Source organism: Streptomyces aureus, from assembly GCF_000725495.1.
Lineage (GTDB): Bacteria > Actinomycetota > Actinomycetes > Streptomycetales > Streptomycetaceae > Streptomyces > Streptomyces aureus_B.
In genome coordinates this window covers 268,902-287,931 of record NZ_JNZD01000013.1, presented here as the reverse complement: position 1 = coordinate 287,931, position 19,030 = coordinate 268,902, and the positions used below count along the sequence as shown (strand labels likewise).

At 73.2% G+C, this 19,030-nt stretch carries 16 protein-coding genes, 1 pseudogene and 1 riboswitch; of the genes and pseudogenes, 12 read left to right on the top strand and 5 right to left on the bottom strand.

Annotated features, from left to right (window positions below; genetic code table 11):
* Positions 1 to 348: 348 nt before the first annotated feature.
* Positions 349 to 981, bottom strand: a complete 633-nt coding sequence (locus IO36_RS19755) for a response regulator (protein WP_037621606.1) — start codon at positions 979 to 981, stop codon at positions 349 to 351.
* A 413-nt stretch (positions 982 to 1,394) separates the two neighbouring features.
* A pseudogene (locus IO36_RS19750) lies at positions 1,395 to 2,648 on the bottom strand (sensor histidine kinase); the annotation flags it as partial.
* 223 nt (positions 2,649 to 2,871) lie between these two features.
* Between IO36_RS19750 and IO36_RS19745 the strand changes: the two are divergent.
* On the top strand, positions 2,872 to 3,909 hold the full coding sequence (locus IO36_RS19745; RefSeq protein ID WP_037621604.1) for an FtsX-like permease family protein: 1,038 nt from the start codon (positions 2,872 to 2,874) through the stop codon (positions 3,907 to 3,909).
* A complete protein-coding gene (locus IO36_RS19740; RefSeq protein ID WP_037621602.1) occupies positions 3,906 to 4,607 on the top strand; it encodes an ABC transporter ATP-binding protein in 702 nt (233 codons plus the stop codon). Before IO36_RS19745 ends, IO36_RS19740 begins: the two co-directional genes overlap by 4 nt.
* A gap of 113 nt (positions 4,608 to 4,720) precedes the next feature.
* Here IO36_RS19740 and IO36_RS19735 read toward each other — a convergent pair whose 3' ends face one another.
* Positions 4,721 to 5,524 (bottom strand): IclR family transcriptional regulator, encoded by an 804-nt coding sequence (locus IO36_RS19735; protein WP_037621600.1) that lies wholly within the window; start codon positions 5,522 to 5,524, stop codon positions 4,721 to 4,723.
* A 346-nt stretch (positions 5,525 to 5,870) separates the two neighbouring features.
* Between IO36_RS19735 and allB the strand changes: the two genes are divergently transcribed.
* Together allB and alc are read left to right on the top strand one after the other, a co-directional pair.
* Positions 5,871 to 7,211 (top strand): allantoinase AllB, encoded by a 1,341-nt coding sequence (gene allB / locus IO36_RS19730; protein WP_037621599.1) that lies wholly within the window; start codon positions 5,871 to 5,873, stop codon positions 7,209 to 7,211.
* 47 nt (positions 7,212 to 7,258) lie between these two features.
* Positions 7,259 to 8,374 carry an allantoicase gene (gene alc / locus IO36_RS19725; protein ID WP_037621597.1) on the top strand — a complete coding sequence of 372 codons (1,116 nt, stop codon included), beginning with the start codon at positions 7,259 to 7,261 and terminating at the stop codon, positions 8,372 to 8,374.
* 332 nt (positions 8,375 to 8,706) lie between these two features.
* Here alc and IO36_RS19720 read toward each other — a convergent pair whose 3' ends face one another.
* On the bottom strand, positions 8,707 to 9,456 hold the full coding sequence (locus IO36_RS19720; protein ID WP_037621595.1) for a 3-oxoacyl-ACP reductase family protein: 750 nt from the start codon (positions 9,454 to 9,456) through the stop codon (positions 8,707 to 8,709).
* A 163-nt stretch (positions 9,457 to 9,619) separates the two neighbouring features.
* Positions 9,620 to 9,740, top strand: a riboswitch (cobalamin riboswitch).
* 84 nt (positions 9,741 to 9,824) lie between these two features.
* On the opposite strand from IO36_RS19720, the gene IO36_RS19715 reads away from it, so the two are divergent.
* Positions 9,825 to 10,199, top strand: coding sequence for a hypothetical protein (locus IO36_RS19715; RefSeq protein WP_037621593.1), 375 nt, complete (start codon positions 9,825 to 9,827; stop codon positions 10,197 to 10,199).
* A 54-nt stretch (positions 10,200 to 10,253) separates the two neighbouring features.
* Here IO36_RS19715 and IO36_RS19710 read toward each other — a convergent pair whose 3' ends face one another.
* Complete coding sequence (locus IO36_RS19710; protein ID WP_037621590.1) at positions 10,254 to 11,144, bottom strand: prohibitin family protein; 891 nt, start codon at positions 11,142 to 11,144, stop codon at positions 10,254 to 10,256.
* A 708-nt stretch (positions 11,145 to 11,852) separates the two neighbouring features.
* On the opposite strand from IO36_RS19710, the gene IO36_RS46890 reads away from it, so the two are divergent.
* From IO36_RS46890 to IO36_RS19675, 7 genes are all read left to right on the top strand, one after another.
* Entirely contained in the window at positions 11,853 to 12,431 is a 579-nt protein-coding gene (locus IO36_RS46890) for a calcium-binding protein (RefSeq protein ID WP_051900681.1), read from the top strand.
* Between the two features lie 253 nt (positions 12,432 to 12,684).
* Positions 12,685 to 13,500, top strand: coding sequence for an AIM24 family protein (locus IO36_RS19700; RefSeq protein ID WP_078943304.1), 816 nt, complete (start codon positions 12,685 to 12,687; stop codon positions 13,498 to 13,500).
* A gap of 165 nt (positions 13,501 to 13,665) precedes the next feature.
* Entirely contained in the window at positions 13,666 to 14,274 is a 609-nt protein-coding gene (locus IO36_RS19695; RefSeq protein ID WP_037621589.1) for a dihydrofolate reductase family protein, read from the top strand.
* A gap of 363 nt (positions 14,275 to 14,637) precedes the next feature.
* Positions 14,638 to 15,030: a guanyl-specific ribonuclease gene (locus tag IO36_RS19690; protein WP_037621587.1), complete on the top strand. Its 393-nt coding sequence runs from the start codon at positions 14,638 to 14,640 to the stop codon at positions 15,028 to 15,030.
* A gap of 304 nt (positions 15,031 to 15,334) precedes the next feature.
* Positions 15,335 to 16,606: a sensor histidine kinase gene (locus IO36_RS19685; protein ID WP_245173350.1), complete on the top strand. Its 1,272-nt coding sequence runs from the start codon at positions 15,335 to 15,337 to the stop codon at positions 16,604 to 16,606.
* Between the two features lie 536 nt (positions 16,607 to 17,142).
* Entirely contained in the window at positions 17,143 to 17,814 is a 672-nt protein-coding gene (locus IO36_RS19680; protein ID WP_037621585.1) for a response regulator transcription factor, read from the top strand.
* Between the two features lie 44 nt (positions 17,815 to 17,858).
* Positions 17,859 to 19,028 carry a cytochrome P450 family protein gene (locus tag IO36_RS19675; protein WP_037621583.1) on the top strand — a complete coding sequence of 390 codons (1,170 nt, stop codon included), beginning with the start codon at positions 17,859 to 17,861 and terminating at the stop codon, positions 19,026 to 19,028.
* The last annotated feature ends 2 nt before the right edge of the window (positions 19,029 to 19,030 follow it).

The window sequence follows — 19,030 nt, the reverse complement described above, 5'->3', positions numbered from 1 at the left end:
CAGCGACTCCCGCGACGCCCGCCCGGCTCGTGCTGACGTTCACCGTCCCGGCCCGCGCCGGCTCAGCGTCCCGGCCCGTGTCGCCGCCACCCGTGACGCCCCGCGCCGCCGCTCAGCGACTCCCGCGACGCCCGCCCGGCCCGTGTTGACGCTCACCGTCCCGGCCCGCGCCGCGGCTCAGCGTCCCGGCCCCCACCACGGCCACCGGTGACGCCCGGCGCCGCCGCTCGGCGTCTCCTGCGAGGCACGCCCGGCTCGAACTGACATTCACCGTCCCGGCCCGCGCCGGCTCAGCGTCCCGGCCCGTGTTGCCGCCACCTGTGACGCCCGCCCGGCCGGCGTCGCCGCTCAGCGTCCCCTGCGGATGACGCCCCGCTCGGTGGCTGCCGCCACCGCCGAGGTGCGGGAGTCCACGCCCAGCTTCGCGTAGATGTGCACCAGATGGGACTTCACGGTCGCCTGGCTCAGGAACAGCTTCTTGCTGATCTGCTGGTTGGAGAGTCCGTCCCTGACCAGTTCCAAAACCTCCAGCTCCCGGCGGCTCAGGGCCGCGGCCGGCGTCCGCATCCGGTCCATGAGCCGGTCGGCGACCTTCGGGGCGAGCGCCGAGTGGCCCGACGCGGCCGTCCGCACGGCCGCGGAGAGCTCCTCGGGCGGGGCGTCCTTGAGGAGGTAGCCGCAGGCGCCCGCCTCGACCGCGGCGAGGATGTCCGCGTCGGTGTCGTACGTCGTCAGGACCAGGACCCGCGGCGCTTTCGGGCGGGCCGCGATGGCCGCGGTGGCGTCCGATCCGTGCATCCCGGCGCCGAACTGGAGGTCCATGAGGACGACGTCCACGTCGCCGGCCCCGGCCCGCTCCACCGCGGCCTCCGCCGTCGCCGCCTCCGCGACGACCTCGAAGTCCGGCTCCGCGGACAGCACCGCGCGCAGCCCGGCGCGGACGACGGGGTGGTCGTCGGCGAGCAGGAGACGGACGGTCATGCGCGGGTCCCGGCGGTGCGTGCGGCCTCCGGCCGGTGGGAGCCGGTGGACACATCACCGGGCGCGGCGCCGGACGTGGTCCCGGGCGCGGCGCCGGACGTGGTCCCGGGCGCGGTCTCGGCCGAGGTGTCGGGGGTGGCTTCGGGCGCGGTCTCGGTCGGGGTGCCGGACGCGGTGCCGGGCGCGGTCTCTGTCGGGGTGTCGGAGGCGGTCCTGGGCATGGTCTCTGTCGGGGTGTCGGAGGCGGTCCTGGGCATGGTCTCGGCCGGGGTGCCGGACGCGGTGCCGGGCGCGGTCTCTGTCGGGGTGCCGGATGCGGTGCCGGGTGCGGTCTCGGTCGGGGTGCCGGGGGCGGTTCCGGTCGCCGGCCGTGGTGCTGTCTCCTGTACGGGGCCGGGCGGTTCCGTCGTGGCGGGCAGCGGCAGGGTGACCGCCACCGCCGTGCCCTGTCCGGGCGCCGACTCGACGGTGAACGTCCCGCCCAGGGACCGCGCCCGTGAGCGCATCGCGGGCAGCCCGAAGCCGCCGTCCAAGGGGTTCGTGTCGGTGCGGTCCCGGCCCTGGTCCCCGGGGCCTTCGGCCGCGTGCCCGCTCGTCCGGTTCCGGTCCGGACGGTCTTCCGCCGGGCGGCCCCCTTCGGGAGTGAAGCCGGTGCCGTCGTCCACCACGTCCAGGGCGACCGAGGTGTCCATGAAGCTGAGCGTGATCTCCACCCGGTCCGCGTCCGCGTGGCGCAGCGCGTTGGCGAGCGCCGACTGCGCGATCCGCAGCAGCGCCACCTCGTACGGCGTCGGCAGCCCGGCCGGCGGTCCGCTCACCGAGAAGCGGACCTTCGGGGTGTCCACGGCGGTGGCTGCCGACCGGCACAACCGCTCCAGCGCGGCGGCCAGCGAGCCGCTTTCCAGACCGGGCGGCGTGAGCGCGCGGACGAAGCGGCGCGCCTCGGCGAGATTGTCCTGGGCGGTCGCGCGGGCCTGCTCCAGATGCGGCGCGGCCGGGGAGTCCGGGGGCAGCAGCCGCTGAGCGGCCCGCATCAGCAGCTGGATGCTGGACAGCCCCTGGGCGAGCGTGTCGTGGATCTCGCGGGCGAGGCGCTCCCGCTCGGCGAGCGTGCCCGCGGCCCGTTCGGCCTCGGCCAGCTCCGCGCGGGTGGCGACGAGCTCCTCGATCAGCTCGCGGCGCCGCTCGCTCTCCCGGTACAGCGCCTCGTACCCGAGGACCGTGGCGACGGCGACCCCCGCACCCAGCAGCGGGCCGATGAAGGCGCCGGGCGTGAGCGGCGCGCCGTGCGCCACGAAGCTCGCGACGGCCGCCCCGGCGGTCACGGCGACCGCGGGCAGGGCCCAGCGCACCGGCAGCAGGTGCAGCTGGAGGAAGTAGAGCGGGAACGCCACCCAGAGCCCGTCCGGCGAGAGCGTGACCAGCGCCAGCCAGCTCGCGCTGAGCGCCGCCACCCACAGTGCGGCCGCACGCCGTGAGCGCTGCACCGCCGGCGAGACCGCCCCGGCCGTGAGGACCGCGCCGGTCAGGAGCACCGACAGCACGACCGCCGTCGGATGCGCGGTGTCGCCGGAACGGACGGCCGCCAGCAGGAGCAGGCCCGCGAGCAGGACGTACAGACACAGCCGCAGGACGGCGACGACGGGGGAGGAGCGGCGGACGTTCATGGTCGTTCCAGGGTAGGCGGGGCGCGGCCGGAGCCGGTCAACCGAAAGGTTGAAAGAGGGCTGCTCCCTTCGCCGGCGCGACGCCCCTCCCGCGTCCCCGAGGTGTCGTCCCTCCGGCCGCGCGGGGTGCTTCTCCCGGCAGGCTGGGCGCCCCTCCTTCGGCCGGGGCGGAGCATGCGCCCGGACGATGCCCCGGACCCGGTCCGGGAGGGAGGGTCGGGGCATGTTCGTCGCATGGAGAGACCTACGGTTCGCCAAGGGGCGGTTCGCCCTGATGGGAGCCGTGGTCGTACTGATCACGCTGCTCGTGGGGCTGCTGTCCGGGCTGACCGCCGGGCTCGCCGAGGAGAACACCTCGGCGGTCACCGGCCTGCCCGCCGACCACCTCGCCTTCGCCGCGCCGGCCGCCGGGCAGCCGGTGTCCTTCACCGGCGCGCCGGTGCCCGCCGGCGCCCGGGAGACCTGGGCCGGCAGGCCCGGAGTCGTCTCCGCCGAGCCGATCGGCGTCCGCACCCTGAACGCGGCCTCCGGGAGCCGCACCGCCGCGGTGTCCTCGTTCGCCGTGCGCCCGGGTTCGGGCATCGCACCGGTGGGGGTGGCGCCCGGACGTGCCGTGCTGTCCGGGAAGGCCGCCGCCGAGCTCGGGGTGGGAGCGGGGGAGCGGGTGCGCGTCGGCGGCACCGAGCTGACCGTCGCGGCCGTGACCGGCCACGCCTCGTACAGCCACACCCCCGTCGTATGGACCGCGCTGTCCGGGCCGGCGACCGTGATCGCCCTGCGCACCGACGGCGCCGACCTCGGGGCGGGGGACCGTGCCGCGGGTACGAAGACCCTCGCCCGGGGCGACGCCCTCACCGCCATCGGCTCCTATCGGGCCGAGAACGGCTCGCTCCAGCTCATGCGCGGCTTCCTCTTCGTCATCTCGGCGCTCGTCACCGGGGCGTTCTTCACGGTGTGGACGATCCAGCGATCGCCGGACATCGCGGTCCTCAAGGCGCTGGGCGCCTCCACGCCGTATCTGCTGCGCGACGCGCTGGGCCAGGCGGTGTTCATGCTCGCCGTCGGGACGCTGCTGGGTACCGGGCTCGCCGCCGCGGCCGGTGCGCTCGTGCGGGGCGGCGACGTGCCGTTCGCCCTCGACGGTCCGACCGTGCTCGGACCCGCCGCCGTCATGATCCTCCTCGGCGTGCTCGGCGCGGGTCTGTCCGTGCGCCGGATCACCGCCGTGGACCCGCTGACCGCACTGGGGAGTGCCCGATGAGTGGAGAGAAGCGGGGTCTGGCCCTGGAGGACGTCACCCTCACCTATCCGGACGGCGACGGACGTCTGACCGCTCTCGACGGGGTCGGCCTCCGGGTCCCGGCCGGGAGCATGACGGCCGTCGTGGGCCCCTCCGGGTCGGGGAAGTCCAGCCTTCTCGCGGTCGCCGCGACCCTGGTCACCCCGGACCACGGGCGCGTGCTCGTCGGCGGTACGGAGACGGGGTCGCTGACCCCGGCCGAGCGGGCGGTGCTGCGGCGGCGCGAGATCGGGATCGTGTTCCAGCAGCCGAACCTGCTGCCCGCGCTGACCGCGCTGGAGCAGCTCCAGGTCATGGGACACCTGGACGGACGCCGCCAAGTGGCAGGACGTGCGCGGGAGTTGCTCGCGGCGGTCGGACTCGGCGGTCTGGAGCACCGGCGTCCCCACCAGTTGTCCGGCGGTCAGCGTCAGCGGGTGAACATCGCCCGCGCGCTGGTCAACGAGCCGTCGGTCCTCCTCGTCGACGAGCCGACCAGCGCGCTCGACCACGAACGCGGAGCCGCGGTGGTCGACCTACTGCTCCGGCTGACCCGCGAACGCGCCACGGCGACCGTCCTGGTCACCCACGACCGCGCCCGCCTCGCCGGTGCGGACGCGGTGCTGGAGATGAACGACGGCCGCCTGACCGCGACGGCCGGGATGTCCGGGACGGGGTGAGGCAGCCGGGGCGCAGGGCGGGGGCAGGTCCGTGGGGTGTGGAGCGGGGTCCGGGGTGGAGGGCCCGGGTCGGCCTGCGGACAGGTGCACCCCGCGCTGTGGAGCGGGCCTGCTCAGCCGGTGGACGGCCCCGAGCTGGCCAGGGCCTGGGACAGTTCCGCCGCGACCTGCTGGAGCACCGGCACGATCTTGTCGGTGGCGGCCTCGGTGACCCGGCCGGCCGGGCCGGAGATCGAGATCGCGGCGGCGGTCGGGGAGTCGGGCACGGAGACGGCCAGGCAGCGGACGCCGATCTCCTGCTCGTTGTCGTCCACCGCGTAGCCGGTCCGGCGCACCTCGTCGAGCGCGGCGAGGAAACCGTCCGGGGTGGTGATCGTCTTCTCCGTGGCGGCAGGCATCCCGGTCCGGGCGAGCAGCGCGCGCACCTCGTCGTCCGGGGTGTGCGCCAGCAGCGCCTTGCCCACACCGGTGGAGTGCGGCAGCACCCGGCGGCCCACCTCGGTGAACATGCGCATCGAGTGCTTGGAGGGCACCTGGGCGACGTAGACGATCTCGTCCCCGTCCAGCAGCGCCATGTTCGCGGTCTCGCCGGTCTCCTCCACCAGCCGCGCCAGATACGGGCGGGCCCAGGTGCCGAGCAGCCGGGACGCGGACTCGCCGAGGCGGATCAGACGGGGCCCGAGCGCGTACCGGCGGTTGGCCTGCTGTCGTACGTATCCGCAGGCCACGAGGGTGCGCATCAGCCGGTGAATGGTGGGAAGCGGCAGTCCGCTGCTCGCGGAGAGCTCGCTCAGACCGACCTCGCCGCCCGCGTCCGCCATGCGCTCCAGCAGGTCGAAGGCACGCTCGAGGGACTGGACGCCGCCACTGGCGGCGGACGATCGGGCGTCGGTGGTGCTGGCGCTGGACGGCGGCACGGCGGCGGTCCTTTCGGGGCGCGGAATCGAGCGGGGTGACCCGAAGAAGTCTCGAGAGGCGGCGGTGGCGGGCGGGCAGAGACGCAGCCTACCCGGCGGTCGATCGGCCGCCCGGTAGGGTAAAGCCACATTCTGCTCATCGGAAGAGTAATTCCGCAGCGCGGAATACTCCAGTGTCGTGCGTGCGGACTCCCGAAGCGGCCGGGCGGGGAGGCGGGGGCGGAAAGGCGGCTCTTGACGGCGCGGGATCCGGGAGTGAAGACTTCTTCAACAGAAAGTTGAATTCCGTTACGCGGAAGCAACCCTGCGGCAACGGGAGTCGACGGCGGCGACGAGAGGGGTCCGGGTGTCCGATGCCGAACTGGTGCTGCGCTCGACGCGTGTCATCACTCCCGAGGGGACGCGCGCCGCGTCGGTCGCGGTCGCCGCGGGCCGGATCACGGCGGTGCTGCCGTACGACGCCAAGATGCCGTCCGGCGCCCGGTGCGAGGACCTCGGCGACGACGTCCTGCTACCCGGCCTCGTCGACACCCACGTCCATGTGAACGACCCCGGCCGCACCGAGTGGGAGGGCTTCTGGACCGCGACCCGGGCCGCGGCCGCCGGCGGCATCACCACCCTGATCGACATGCCGCTCAACTCCCTCCCGCCCACGACGACGGTCGCGGGCCTGCGTACGAAGCAGGACGTCGCCCGCTCCAAGGCGCACGTCGACGTCGGCTTCTGGGGCGGCGCGCTGCCCGGCAACGTCGGCGACCTGCGTCCCCTGTACGATGCCGGCGTCTTCGGGTTCAAGGCGTTCCTGTCTCCGTCCGGGGTCGAGGAGTTCCCCGAGCTGGACCAGGAGCAACTCGCCCGTTCCCTCGGCGAGATCGCGGGCTTCGGCGGCCTGCTGATCGTGCACGCCGAGGACCCCGGCCACCTCGCCGCCGCCCCGCAGAAGGGCGGCCGCAAGTACGCCGACTTCCTCGCCTCGCGCCCCCGTGACGCCGAGGACAGCGCCATCGGGAGTTTGGTCGCGCTGGCCGGACGCCTCGACGCCCGGGTGCACGTGCTGCACCTGTCGTCGAGCGACGCGCTCCCGCTGATCGCCGAGGCGAAGGCGGACGGCGTCCGGCTCACTGTGGAGACCTGCCCGCACTACCTCACCCTGACCGCCGAGGAAGTCCCGGACGGCGCAAGCGAGTTCAAGTGCTGCCCGCCCATCCGCGAGGCCGCCAACCAGGACCTGCTGTGGCGGGCGCTGGCCGACGGCACGATCGACTGCGTGGTCACCGACCACTCCCCGTCGACCGCCGACCTCAAGACGGACGACTTCGCGACCGCGTGGGGCGGCATCTCCGGCCTCCAGCTGAGCCTTTCCGCCGTCTGGACCGAGGCCCGCCGACGCGGCCACGGCCTGGAGGACGTGGTCCGCTGGATGTCCTCCCGCACGGCCGGCCTGGTCGGCCTCGGCGACCGCAAGGGCGCCGTCGCGGCGGGCCACGACGCCGACTTCGCGGTGTTCGCCCCCGACGAGACCTTCACCGTCGACCCGGCCGCGCTCCAGCACCGCAACCGCGTGACCGCCTACGCGGGCCGGACCCTCAGCGGTGTCGTGAAGTCGACGTGGCTGCGCGGCGAACGCGTCTTCGCGGACGGCGAGTTCACCGGACCGCAGGGCCGGTTGCTGACCCGCACCCCCTGATCGCCCGCCCCGCGGCGGCCGACTCCCGAAAGGAACCCCTGATCACCGTGACGGCGCCCCAGAGTTTCACCGGAGACGCGAACCCCTACGGAGGCGGAGACCCGTACGCGGACTACCGCACCGCCGACTTCCCCTTCACCCGGTACGCCGATCTCGCGGACCGGCGGCTCGGCGCGGCGGTCGTCGCCGCCAACGACGAGTTCTTCGCCCAGCGTGAGAACCTCCTGCTGCCCGGGGCCGCCGTGTTCGACCCCGAGCACTTCGGCCACAAGGGCAAGATCATGGACGGCTGGGAGACCCGGCGCCGCCGCGGCGTCTCGGCCGAGCACCCGTGGCCCACCGCCGAGGACCACGACTGGGCCCTCGTGCGCCTCGGCGCCCCCGGTGTCGTCCGCGGGATCGTCGTCGACACGGCCCACTTCCGCGGCAACTACCCGCAGGCCGTGTCGGTCGAGGGCGCCTCGGTCCCCGGTTCGCCCTCGCCCGAGGAACTGCTCGCGGACGAGGTGAAGTGGACCACCCTCGTCCCGCGCACCCCGGTCGGCGGCCACGCGGCCAACGGGTTCGCGGTCCAGATGGAACAGCGGTTCACGCACCTGCGCGTCAACCAGCATCCCGACGGGGGCATCGCGCGCCTGCGGGTGTACGGCGAGGTCGTGCCCGACCCGCGCTGGCTGTCCGCCCTCGGCACCTTCGACGTGGTCGCCCTGGAGAACGGCGGACAGGTCGAGGACGCCTCCGACCTCTTCTACTCGCCCGCCGCCAACACCATCCAGCCCGGCCGTTCGCGCAAGATGGACGACGGCTGGGAGACCCGCCGGCGCCGCGACGACGGCCACGACTGGATCCGCTACCGCCTCGCCGCCCAGTCCGAGATCCGTGCCCTGGAGATCGACACGGCGTATCTGAAGGGCAACAGCGCCGGCTGGGCCTCGGTGTCGGTACGGAACGGCGACACGGGGGAGTGGACCGAGATCCTGCCCCGCACCCGCCTCCAGCCCGACACGAACCACCGCTTCCCGCTCGCCGCCCCGGCCGTCGGCACGCACGCGCGCGTGGACATCTTCCCGGACGGAGGCATCTCCCGCCTCCGCCTCTTCGGCTCCCTCACGGAGCCGGGAGCGTCGGCCCTGACGGCCCGCCACCAGGAACTGGGCGGCTGAAGCGAGAGGGTCGGTGGTCTCCGCCCCGTGAGGCCGGTGACCGGGAGGCGGGGGCCGGGGATGTCCGCCCCCTGAGGTCGGTGACCGTGAGGCCGGGGCCCGCGATGCTCGCCCCGAGCGGTCGGCCCCCGTGCAGGTCTGGTCCGTGTGGCGCGGGGGCCCGCGGCGTGGCCCGCGCCGCTCGGTCCTTCTGCTCCGGGTGGTCCTGTCGGGGTGGGTGCGGTCTGACCCGCCGGGTCAGGGGCGCGCGGTCGGGGCCGGGATGTCCGCGCCGCTCGGGGCCCGGCTGGCAAGGGCCGTCCGCCGAGGACACGTGCGGCGTGGGGTGGGTGTCAGGCCGCGTGGCCTCCGTCCACGGAGAACTCCGCACCCGTCACGTACGCCGCCTCCCCGCTCGCCAGGTACGCGACCATCGAGGCGACCTCCTCGGCGGCGCCGAAGCGGCCCACGGCGGTCATCGCGCTCTGGTCCGGGGCGTAGGGGCCGTCCGCCGGGTTCATGTCCGTGTCGACGGGGCCGGGATGGACGATGTTGGCGGTGATCCCGCGGGCGCCCAGCTCCCGCGCGAGTGCCTTGGTCAGGCCGGTCAGCGCGGACTTGCTCATCGCATAGAGCGTTCCCCCGGGGCCGGGGACCCTCTGCGTCATGCAGCTCCCGATCGTCACGATCCGCCCGCCGTCCCCGAGGTGCGGCGCGGCGGACCGGGAAGCCAGGAAGACCCCCCGGACGTTCACGTCGAGCACCCGGTCCACATCCTCCAGGGACAGGGACTCCAGCGGCCCCAGCACACCGACGCCCGCGTTGTTGACGAGCACGTCGAGCCGTCCGAACTCCGCGACGACCCGGTCGGCCACCGAGCCGGACTCCACCGGGTCGGCCGAGTCCGCGCGCAGCGCGAGCCCCCGGCGTCCGAGCGCCTCGACACCCCGGACGACGTCCTCCGCCGCCTCCTTGCCGTTCACATAGGTCACGGCCACGTCCGCACCCTCGCGGGCCAGCCGCAGCGCCGTCGCGGCCCCGATGCCCCGGCTCCCACCGGTCACGAGGGCCACCTTGCCGTTCATGGTCTCCTGAGAAGTCATGCGTCCATCCCACCTCCCGCGCAGCCGGGGCGCTGGCGGCGAACGGACACCGAATTCGCGGGACCCGGAGCCGACTTCGCAGACGGGGGACCGATTTCTCCGGCCGCGGGGCCGACTCCGGCGGATGAGAGGATGACCGGCGACATAAGGCGACGGCGGTACGAGGAAGCCGGTGTGAATCCGGCGCGGTCCCGCCACTGTGACCGGTGAGCGCGTTCCGGTGTGCCACCGCCCCGACCGGGGCGGCGGGGCCGGGCGTTCGGAGATCCGGGAGCCAGGAGACTCACGCGGTCGCCTCCTCAGCGACACCGGGGCGGATCTCCCCGGGAGGGGAGGGGCACCCCGTGCCCGATACACCGTCAGGACATGTGTCAGAAAGGCCCGTTGGGCGGGCCGGACCCGCGCCGTGCCGGGTCGTCGTCTGCCGGGACTGCTGCTGCGGCAGTCCCAAGGTGACCGGAGTGGACCACGCCGCGCAGACCGCGCGCCTGCGAGCGGAGGTGCCGGTGCGTATCTCCGAGTGCCTCGACGTGTGCGACCAGGCCAACGTCGTCGTCGTACAGCCGTCCTCCGCGGGCCGGGCCGCGGGCGGACGTCCGGTCTGGCTCGGACTCGTCAACGACCCGGACGCGACCGAGGACATCGTGGCCTGGGCGCGGGCCGGCGGTCCGGGAGTGGCGCCGCTCCCGGACATCCTCGGCCTCTACACCTTCGACCCGCCCCGGCGCACGGCCGGTTCCTGAGGCAGGCCGGCGCACCGGACGCAGGGCGACCGGCCGGGCCGCCCTGCACCGGTGTCACTTCTTGCCGTTGTCCACGATGACCGGCGTGCCGTTCGCGTCCGTACCGCACGGCACGGCGTACACCGGGTTGGACTTCGCGGCCTCCTTGTACGCCTCCAGGCACTGGTTGTAGAGCACCTTGTCGCTCAGCGACCGCTCGATGATCTTGTTGGCGCGGGCGATGCCCTCCGCCTCGATCCGCTTGCGCTCCGCCTCCGCCTTCGCCGTACGGGCCGCCTCGGTGGCCCGCTCGGTGGCCTGCTCCTGCTGGATCTTCTTGTCGATCTGCTCCTGCAGCTTGTCCGACGGACGCACATTGCGCAGGTTCACGGACGTGACGTCGATCCCGCGCGGTGCCAGCCGTTCCTTGACGAGGGCGGCGATCTCCGAGCCGATCTGCTCACGGGCGGACGCGTAGCCCTCCTCGCTGGTGTGCTTCGCGAAGACGTTGCGGATGATCTCGCGACTGTCCGGCAGCACCAGCCGCTCCTCGACGGCGTCCCCGCTGCCCGCCAGCCGGTACAGCGCGACGGCCTTGCCCGGCACCACGGCCCACTTGACGGTGACGTCCGCGTACAGCACCCCGCCCTGCGAGGACCGGACCTCCACCCGGTCCTTGCCGTTGAGGTCGAGGTCCACCGGGCGGGTGGAGAAGGACGTGACGTCGGTGAACGGCGACGTGAGGTGGACGCCCGAGACCAGCGGGGTGCCGATCTTGCCGAAGGTCACCGGCACGCCGACCTCGGAGGCGTCGACGACCTGGACGCAGGCGAAGGCGCCCGCCAGCAGGGCGGCCAGGGCGCTGAGCGCGGCCCCGAGCTTCCACTGGCCCGCTCCGGTGCGGCCGCGGCCGACCAGCAGGAGCACCACGGCGGTTATGAGCAGCAGTACGGACAGCACGAACACAGGAATCCCCCTCCTGAAAACGTTTTCCGCGCTTCCTGGGCGCGGCCCCGGCGCATCGTAGCGATCTCCGGAGCGGAGCCGCACACGGCCCGTCTCCGGGCATCAAGTCCCGCGCGGGGCACGGCGGTTGGTGGAGAGGTCGGGCATCCATATGTCTCCAGTGCCGGGTGACACCGTGGAGGATCGGCGGCCGCATGCCGGTGTCCCACCGGTGAACGGCGGGCGAAACAAGGCTTCGTCCGGTCGATGAGCGGAAATCCGCTACAACCCCCGCCCGGGGCACGGTGTCCCACCGGGTGAACCAGCACCAGGACCACCCGCACACCACTGCGGGGGCACCGATCGACCGCCGGCCGCCGTGACGACGAGGGCGGCGCCGACGACGCAGAAGCCGGCGGCCTTCCCCGCCGGCTCGTTCACCACCGACTCCGCGAAGGGCCATTTCCGCATGCGCACGTTAAGGACGATCGCCACCACCGCCTCGCTCGCTCTCGCCGCCGGTACGGGCGTGGGTGCGGGACCACCGCCGACGCCGTCACGGCGGGTCCGGCCTCGATCGGCCGCACCGCCTACGGGAACCTCCGGTACACGGCCGCCGCCGGGCAGGCCAACGACCTGAAGGTCACCGCCAGGAACGTCGACGTCGGCTCCGAGGACCACTACGAGGTCCACACCACCTTCCGCGACAGGTACACCATCACCTTCACCGTGGACACGTGCCGCTATCCGACGGCGGCCGATCACAAGGTCGTCGAGTGCACGACGTACGCGGGCGTCGGGGGCACCGGCGAACTGGACGACTACGAGGCCTATCTCGGCGACGGCGACGACACGGTGACGGCCACCGGACCCGTGCTGAGCACGCTGCACGGCGGCAAGGGCGACGACGTCCTCAAGGGCAACGGCGGCACCGTGATCTACGGGGACGACGGCGACGACCGTCTCACCGGCGGCGGCGGTGTCTACGGCACGGGATCCTTCGGCGGCGCGGGCGACGACACGCTCACCGGCTGTGCCGTCACGTGCCACGGCGGCCCCGGCGACGACGTCCTCTTCGGCACCGCCTCGGGTCAGGAGTACGGCTTGTACGGCGACGACGGCGACGACGTCGTCCACGGCGGGGCCGGTGCCGACCTCATCTCCGGCGGCCGCGGCAACGACAGGCTGTACGGCGACGCGGGCGGCGACACGATCTACGGCAACACCGGCAACGATCTGCTGCACGGCGGCACGGGCACGGACCGGCTCTCCGGCGGCCAGGGGGCCGACCGGGTGTTCCAGGACTAGGGCCTGTCTGACAATTCGCGTCGTCGCCCGCAGACGGGAACTGTCAGACAGGCCCTAGGGCGGACGCGAGCCGGGGCGACACGGTCCAGGGCTTCGGCAGGGTCGCGGACGGGTGCCGGGGCGACACGGTCCAGGGCTTCGGCCGGGACGCGGACGGGTGCCGGGAGAGCCCCGGCCGGGGAGGCGAGCGCGTGGGTGCGCACGTCACCCGGCCAGGCGGAACTCTTTGTTCCGTTTCCGACGTTCTTCCGGCGTGACCCTTCAGCAAGAGATCGTCGGCAATGCCATGCAGATGGCGGTCGTCAACCTGGGCCTCGGCCAGACCGTGTACTGCGAAGCGGGAAAGTTCCTGTTCAAGACGACCAACGTGACCATGGAGACCCGCCTGTCCGGACCGTCGGCCGGCGGGGGCGGCGGACAGCGCGGCGGCGCGGGCGGCATGGGCGGGATGCTGCGCCAGGCCGTGGGCACCGCCATGCAGGCGGGTCAGCGCGCCCTCGCGGGTGAATCGCTGGCGTTCCAGTACTTCACGTCGACGGGAGGCGAGGGCACCGTCGGCTTCGCGGGGGTCCTGCCCGGCGAGATGCGGGCCCTGGAGCTCGACGGCAGCCGCGCGTGGTTCGCCGAGAAGGACGCCTTCGTCGCTGCGGAGTCCACCGTGCAGTTCGGCATCGCCTTCCAGGGCGGCCGGACCGGGCGCAGCGGCGGAGAGGGATTCGTCCTGGAGAAGTTCACCGGCCGGGGCACGGTGATCATCGCGGGCGCGGGGAACTTCATCGACCTGAACCCCGCCGACTTCGGTGGCCGCATCGAGGTGGACACCGGCTGTGTGGTCGCCTTCGAGGAGGGCATCCAGTACGGCGTCCAGCGCATCGGCGGTCTCAACCGGCAGGGGCTGATGAACGCGGTCTTCGGTGGCGAGGGCCTGTCGCTGGCCACCCTGGAGGGCAACGGACGGGTGATCCTCCAGTCCCTCACCATCGAGAGCCTGGCCAACGCCCTGAGGAAGGCCCAGGGCGGCGACAAGCAGGGGCCGACGGGCGGGTTGTTCTCGACCGACGCGGGGTGAGGGTGCGGAGGTCATCGGCGTCGGCATGCGAGCGGGTGGTGTGGGGTGCCGGCCCGTGAGGGGGGCGAGTTCGACATGCGTCGGCGTGCGCACCGATGAGTTGCGGGCGCCCCCGGGGTCTGCCCTGATGGCAGATGACCCCACCGCAAGGAAGCAGGCACCGCCATGGGCAAGCTCACCCTCACCGCGTTCGTCAGCATCGACGGAGTCCACCAGGCGCCCGGCGGTCCCGAGGAGGACCCGAGCGGGGGGTTCTCCCAGGGCGGCTGGAGCGTTCCCTTCGGCGACGACGACTTCGGGAACTTCGTCGTCGACAACTTCTCCCGGGTCGACGCCTTCCTGCTGGGCCGCCGCACGTACGAGATCTTCGCGGGCTACTGGCCGAAGATGACCGACCCGGCCGACCCGATCGCCGCCAAGCTGAACGCCCTGCCCAAGTACGTCGCCTCCTCGACGCTCACGGAACCCGCCTGGGAGGGGACGACCGTGATCAGCGGCGACCTCGGCAAGGAGGTCACCGCCCTCAAGGAGCGCATCGACGGCGAGCTCCAGATCCACGGCAGCGCCGTCCTCGCGCAGTCCCTGCTGGCGCTGGGGCTGATCGACACCCTTCACCTGATGACCTTCCCCGTCGTGCTCGGCGCCGGCCGCCGCCTCTTCACCGAGGGCGCCACCCCCACCGCGTTCCGGCGCACCGGCGGCACGATCACCGGCGCGGGCGTCGCGATCAACACGTACGAGCGTGAGGGCAGCCCCTCTTACGGGAGCTACTAGGCCCGTCCGGGCAGCCGGTAGATGTCCGGTGGGTCTTCGGCCTTCGGTTCGCCCGGCACCCGATCCGGCTTCGGTTCGCCCGGCACCCGATCCGGCTTCGGGTCGCCTGGCACCCGATCCGGCTTCGGTTCGCCCGGCACCCGATCCGGCTTCGGTTAGCCCGGCACCCGATCCGGTGCCGGGCGGCTGCGGGTGACGGGGGCGGTGGGTGGGGTTTCAAGCGGGCGGGAGTCAGTGGCGTGTGGCGCTGGCGTGAGGGGCGGGCGCCAGAAGTTAACTCCCGGAAAATTCATGGGACTTGACGGAAGAAATCGCTTGCCTTGTCATTGACATGTCACTGTCTACGCGCGTCATGCTAAGGGCATGAGATTCCCCCCACGAACCACCCGTATCGGGGCCCTCGTGGCCCTCATGTCCGCCCTGCTCGTCGGTGGCGTCGCCATGGCTCCGGCCGACGCGGCGGCCGCCTCCGTCGGCAGCATCTGTTACGGCGCGCTGCCGTCCCAGGCGTACGACACGCTGGACCTGATCGACTCGGGAGGTCCCTTCCCGTACTCGCAGGACGGGGCGGTCTTCCAGAACCGGGAAGGTGTCCTGCCCTCCCAGTCCACCGGGTACTACCACGAGTACACGGTCATCACGCCGGGCTCCTCGACGCGTGGTGCGCGTCGCATCGTGACCGGCAAGAAGACCCTGGAGGACTACTACACCTCGGACCACTACGTCACGTTCAAGCTGATCAACTTCGGCTGCTGAACCGGCCAGGAGGCCCGGTCGCCGCACCAGTCCCCACCCGTGCGGCCTGCCGGTGATCTCCCGGACCAGACCTGGGACGCCCTGAACCAGGGCGACGAAACCGAGCACCTCCGGCAACCGCTTCATGGCACGACCCTCGCCCCGCGGACGTCCCGAGCACATCGGCCGCGGGGCGAGGTCCGTCCGACCGAGGTCGGCCTGCGTGCGTATTCCGCCTGACGAAAGTATCGACCGCCTCGACTTTGGTCGCCGGTCCCGTTCGCGGAGAGGTGACGTCGGGTCCCGCTGCGTAGATTTGTGGAACGTGAGTGACAACCCGGCGCCCGTGCCGCATGACGTTCCCGCGCCGGTCCTGCCCGCCCGGCGCTGGCTGCTGCCCTCGGCCGTGGCCGCGGACCTCGACCCCGACGCCGGGCGCACGGGGACCTCCGGGCGGCCCCGGCGCACCCTGCGCGACTGGGTCGTCGACTTCGGCTGCTTCCTGCTGGCCGTCGTCATCGGTCTCGCCGCGGCGAACACCCTGACCGACGACCCCGGCACCCCGCACGGCCTCGCCGTCGCCGACCAGACGATCGGCGCGCTCGCCTGCGCCGCAGTGTGGCTGCGGCGACGCTGGCCGCTGGGGCTGGCCGTCGCCATGGTCCCCGTCGGGCTGATCTCCAACACCGCGGGCGGTGCGGGGCTCGTCGCCCTCTTCACGCTCGCCGTCCACCGGCCCTTCCGGTACGTGGCCTGGGTCGCCGGTGTCCAGATCGCGCTGCTCCCGGCGTTCTTCTGGCTGCGGCCCGATCCCGAGCTGCCGTATCTCGGCGCCCTCGCGCTCACCGCGCTGCTCACCTCCGCGGTGGTCGGCTGGGGCATGTTCGTACGGTCCAAACGCCAGCTCATGCTGAGCCTGCGGGACCGTGCGCGGCGGGCCGAGACCGAGGCGGCGCTGCGGGCCGAGCAGGCGCAGCGGCTCGCCCGGGAGGCGATCGCGCGCGAGATGCACGACGTGCTCGCGCACCGGCTCACGCTGCTCAGCGTGCACGCCGGGGCGCTGGAGTTCCGGCCCGACGCGCCCCGGGAGGAGGTCGCCCGGGCGGCGGGGGTGATCCGTGAGAGCGCGCACGAGGCGCTGCAGGATCTGCGCGAGATCATCGGGGTGCTGCGGGCGGGGGACGGCGAGGAGGCGGGGCGGCCGCAGCCGACGCTCGCGGCGCTCGACGGGCTCGTCGCGGAGTCGCGTTCCGCCGGGGCGGAGGTCGTGCTCGACAACGGGGTGCTCGATCCGGGGGCCGTGCCGGCGTCCGTGGGGCGTACCGCGTACCGCATCGCCCAGGAGGGGCTGACGAACGCGCGCAAGCATGCGCCGGGGGCGGAGGTGACGGTGACGGTGCGGGGTTCTGCGGGCGACGGTCTGACGGTGACCGTCGCCAATCCGGCGCCGCCGGGGCCGGTGCCGCGGGTGCCGGGGTCCGGGCAGGGGTTGATCGGGCTTACGGAGCGGGCGACGTTGGCGGGTGGGCGGTTGGAGCACGGGGTGCAGGGGGGTGGGGGGTTTCTGGTTCGGGCGTGGTTGCCCTGGGCGGCGTGAGCGGTTCGGCTGAGGCCCCGGGTCCGGTCCGGTGGGGGGTCGGGGCCGTGCCGGTGCATCAGCCCGTCGCCGTTGGACAGCGATGTGAGCGTTGGTGGCGACGGGCATCGATGTACCGGCACGGCCCCTCGCGTGCGCGGCCGGCTGCGGGTGCATCGTGGTGCCTGAGCCGATGTACCGGCGCGGCTCCTCGCGTGCGCGGCCGGCTGCGGGTGCATCGTGGTGCGTGAGCCGATGTACCGGCGCGGCTCCTCGCGTGGGCGGCCGGCTGCGGGTGCATCGTGGTGCGTGAGCCGATGTACCGGCGCGGCTCCTCGCGTGCGCGGCCGGCTGCGGGTGCATCGTGGTGCCTGACCATTCCGGTCCCGGACGATTCAGCCCCTCCGGCGTCACCCGGGCGTGCCCCTCACGCTCGGTGAACTCCTTGAGCTTCGCCCAGCTGCGCGTTTTGAGGAGCGGGGCCGGGGGCGGAGCCCCTGGGGTTGGGTAGGGGCGGAGGGGCGGGAGATGGTTTGGCTAGCTGGTTGGGTGAGGGGATGACTGTGATTCGGCTGGCGCTCGTCGATGATGATCCGCTCGTGCGGGCGGGGCTCGCGCTGATGCTGGGCGGCGCCGAGGACGTGGAGATCGTCGGCGAGGCCGCCGACGGTGGCGAGGTGGAGGACCTCGTCGACCGCGTCCGGCCCGACGTCGTACTGATGGACATCAGGATGCCCGGCGTCGACGGACTGACCGCCACCGAGCGGCTGCGGGAACGGGAGAACGCACCGCAGGTCGTCGTCCTGACGACCTTCCACGCCGACGAACAGGTGCTGCGGGCGCTGCGCGCGGGCGCGGCCGGGTTCGTGCTCAAGGACACCCCGCCCGGGGAGATCCTCACGGCGGTGCGCCGGGTCGCGGCCGGGGACCCGGTGCTGTCGCCCGCCGTCACCCGGCAGCTGATGGAGCACGCCGCGGGCTCCGCCCCGGACACCCGCCGGTCCGCGGCCCGCGCCCGGATGGCCGTCCTGAACGAGCGTGAGCGCGAGGTCGCGGTCGAGGTCGGCCGGGGTAGCTCCAACGCGGAGATCGCCGCCGGGCTGTTCATGAGCGTCGCCACGGTCAAGACCCATGTGTCCCGCATCCTCGCCAAGCTCGGCCTGAACAACCGGGTGCAGATCGCGTTGCTGGCGTACGACGCCGGACTGCTGGAGACGGACGGGCACTGACCGGGGTCCCCGCGCGTTGGGCGGGGTGACGGGAGGGAGCGGTCGTGATCGATCTGGGGGAGTACGGAGCGCGGTTCGCCGAGGACCCGCATCCGGTCTACGCGGAATTACGCGCGCTCGGTCCGGTGCACCGGGTGCGGCTGCCACCGCCGGACCAGGGACACGAGACCTGGCTCGTCGTGGGGTACGAGGAGGCGCGGGCCGCGCTCGCCGACCCGCGGCTGGCCAAGAAGGCGGAGGGGTTCGTCTTCTACGGCGACGACCTGATCGGCGAGCACATGCTCCTCTCCGACCCGCCGCAGCACACCCGCCTGCGGACCCTGATCGCGGGCGAGTTCACCGGCCGGAGGGTCGCGGCGCTGCGTCCGCGGATCCAGGAGATCACCGACGAACTGCTCGACGCGATGCTGCCGCGCGGGCGCGCCGACCTCGTCGAGTCCTTCGCCTATCCGCTCCCGCTGACCGTCATCTGTGAGCTGCTCGGCGTGCCCGAGCCGGACCGTCCTGCCTTCCGCGCGCTGTCCACGGAGATCGTCGCGCCCACCAGCGGCGAGAGCGAGCAGAAGGCGTTCGTCGAACTGGCCGCGTACCTGCGCGACTTGATCGAGGACAAGCGGTGCGCGGGTCCCGCGGACGACCTGCTCAGCTCACTGATCCGCACCACCGCCGAGGACGGCGACCGGCTCTCGGCGCGGGAGTTGCGCGGCATGGCGTTCCTGCTCCTGGTCGCCGGACATGAGACGACGGTCAACCTCATCACCGGTGTCGTCCGGTCCCTGCTCGGCAATCCGGGGCAACTCGCTTCCCTGCGCGCCGACATGACCCTGCTGGACGGCACCATCGAGGAGACCCTGCGGCACGACGGACCGGTGGAGAACGCGACCTTCCGCTGTGCCGCCGAGCCGCTCGACATCGGCGGCACGGCGATCGCGGCCGGGGAAGAGGTGATGGTCTGCCTCAGCGCGGCCGACCGCGACGCGGCGCGCTATCCGGCACCCGACCGTTTCGACCAGGGGCGCGAGACCCGGGGCCACCTCGCCTTCGGACACGGCATCCACTACTGTCTGGGCGCGCCGCTGGCCCGGCTCGAAGCCCGCGTGGCGCTCCGCTCCCTGCTGGAGCGGTGCCCGGACCTGGCGCTCGACGGACCGCCGAGCGGCTGGCTGCCCGGCATGCTGATGCGAGGTGTGCGCCGTATGCCGGTGCGCTGGTGAGC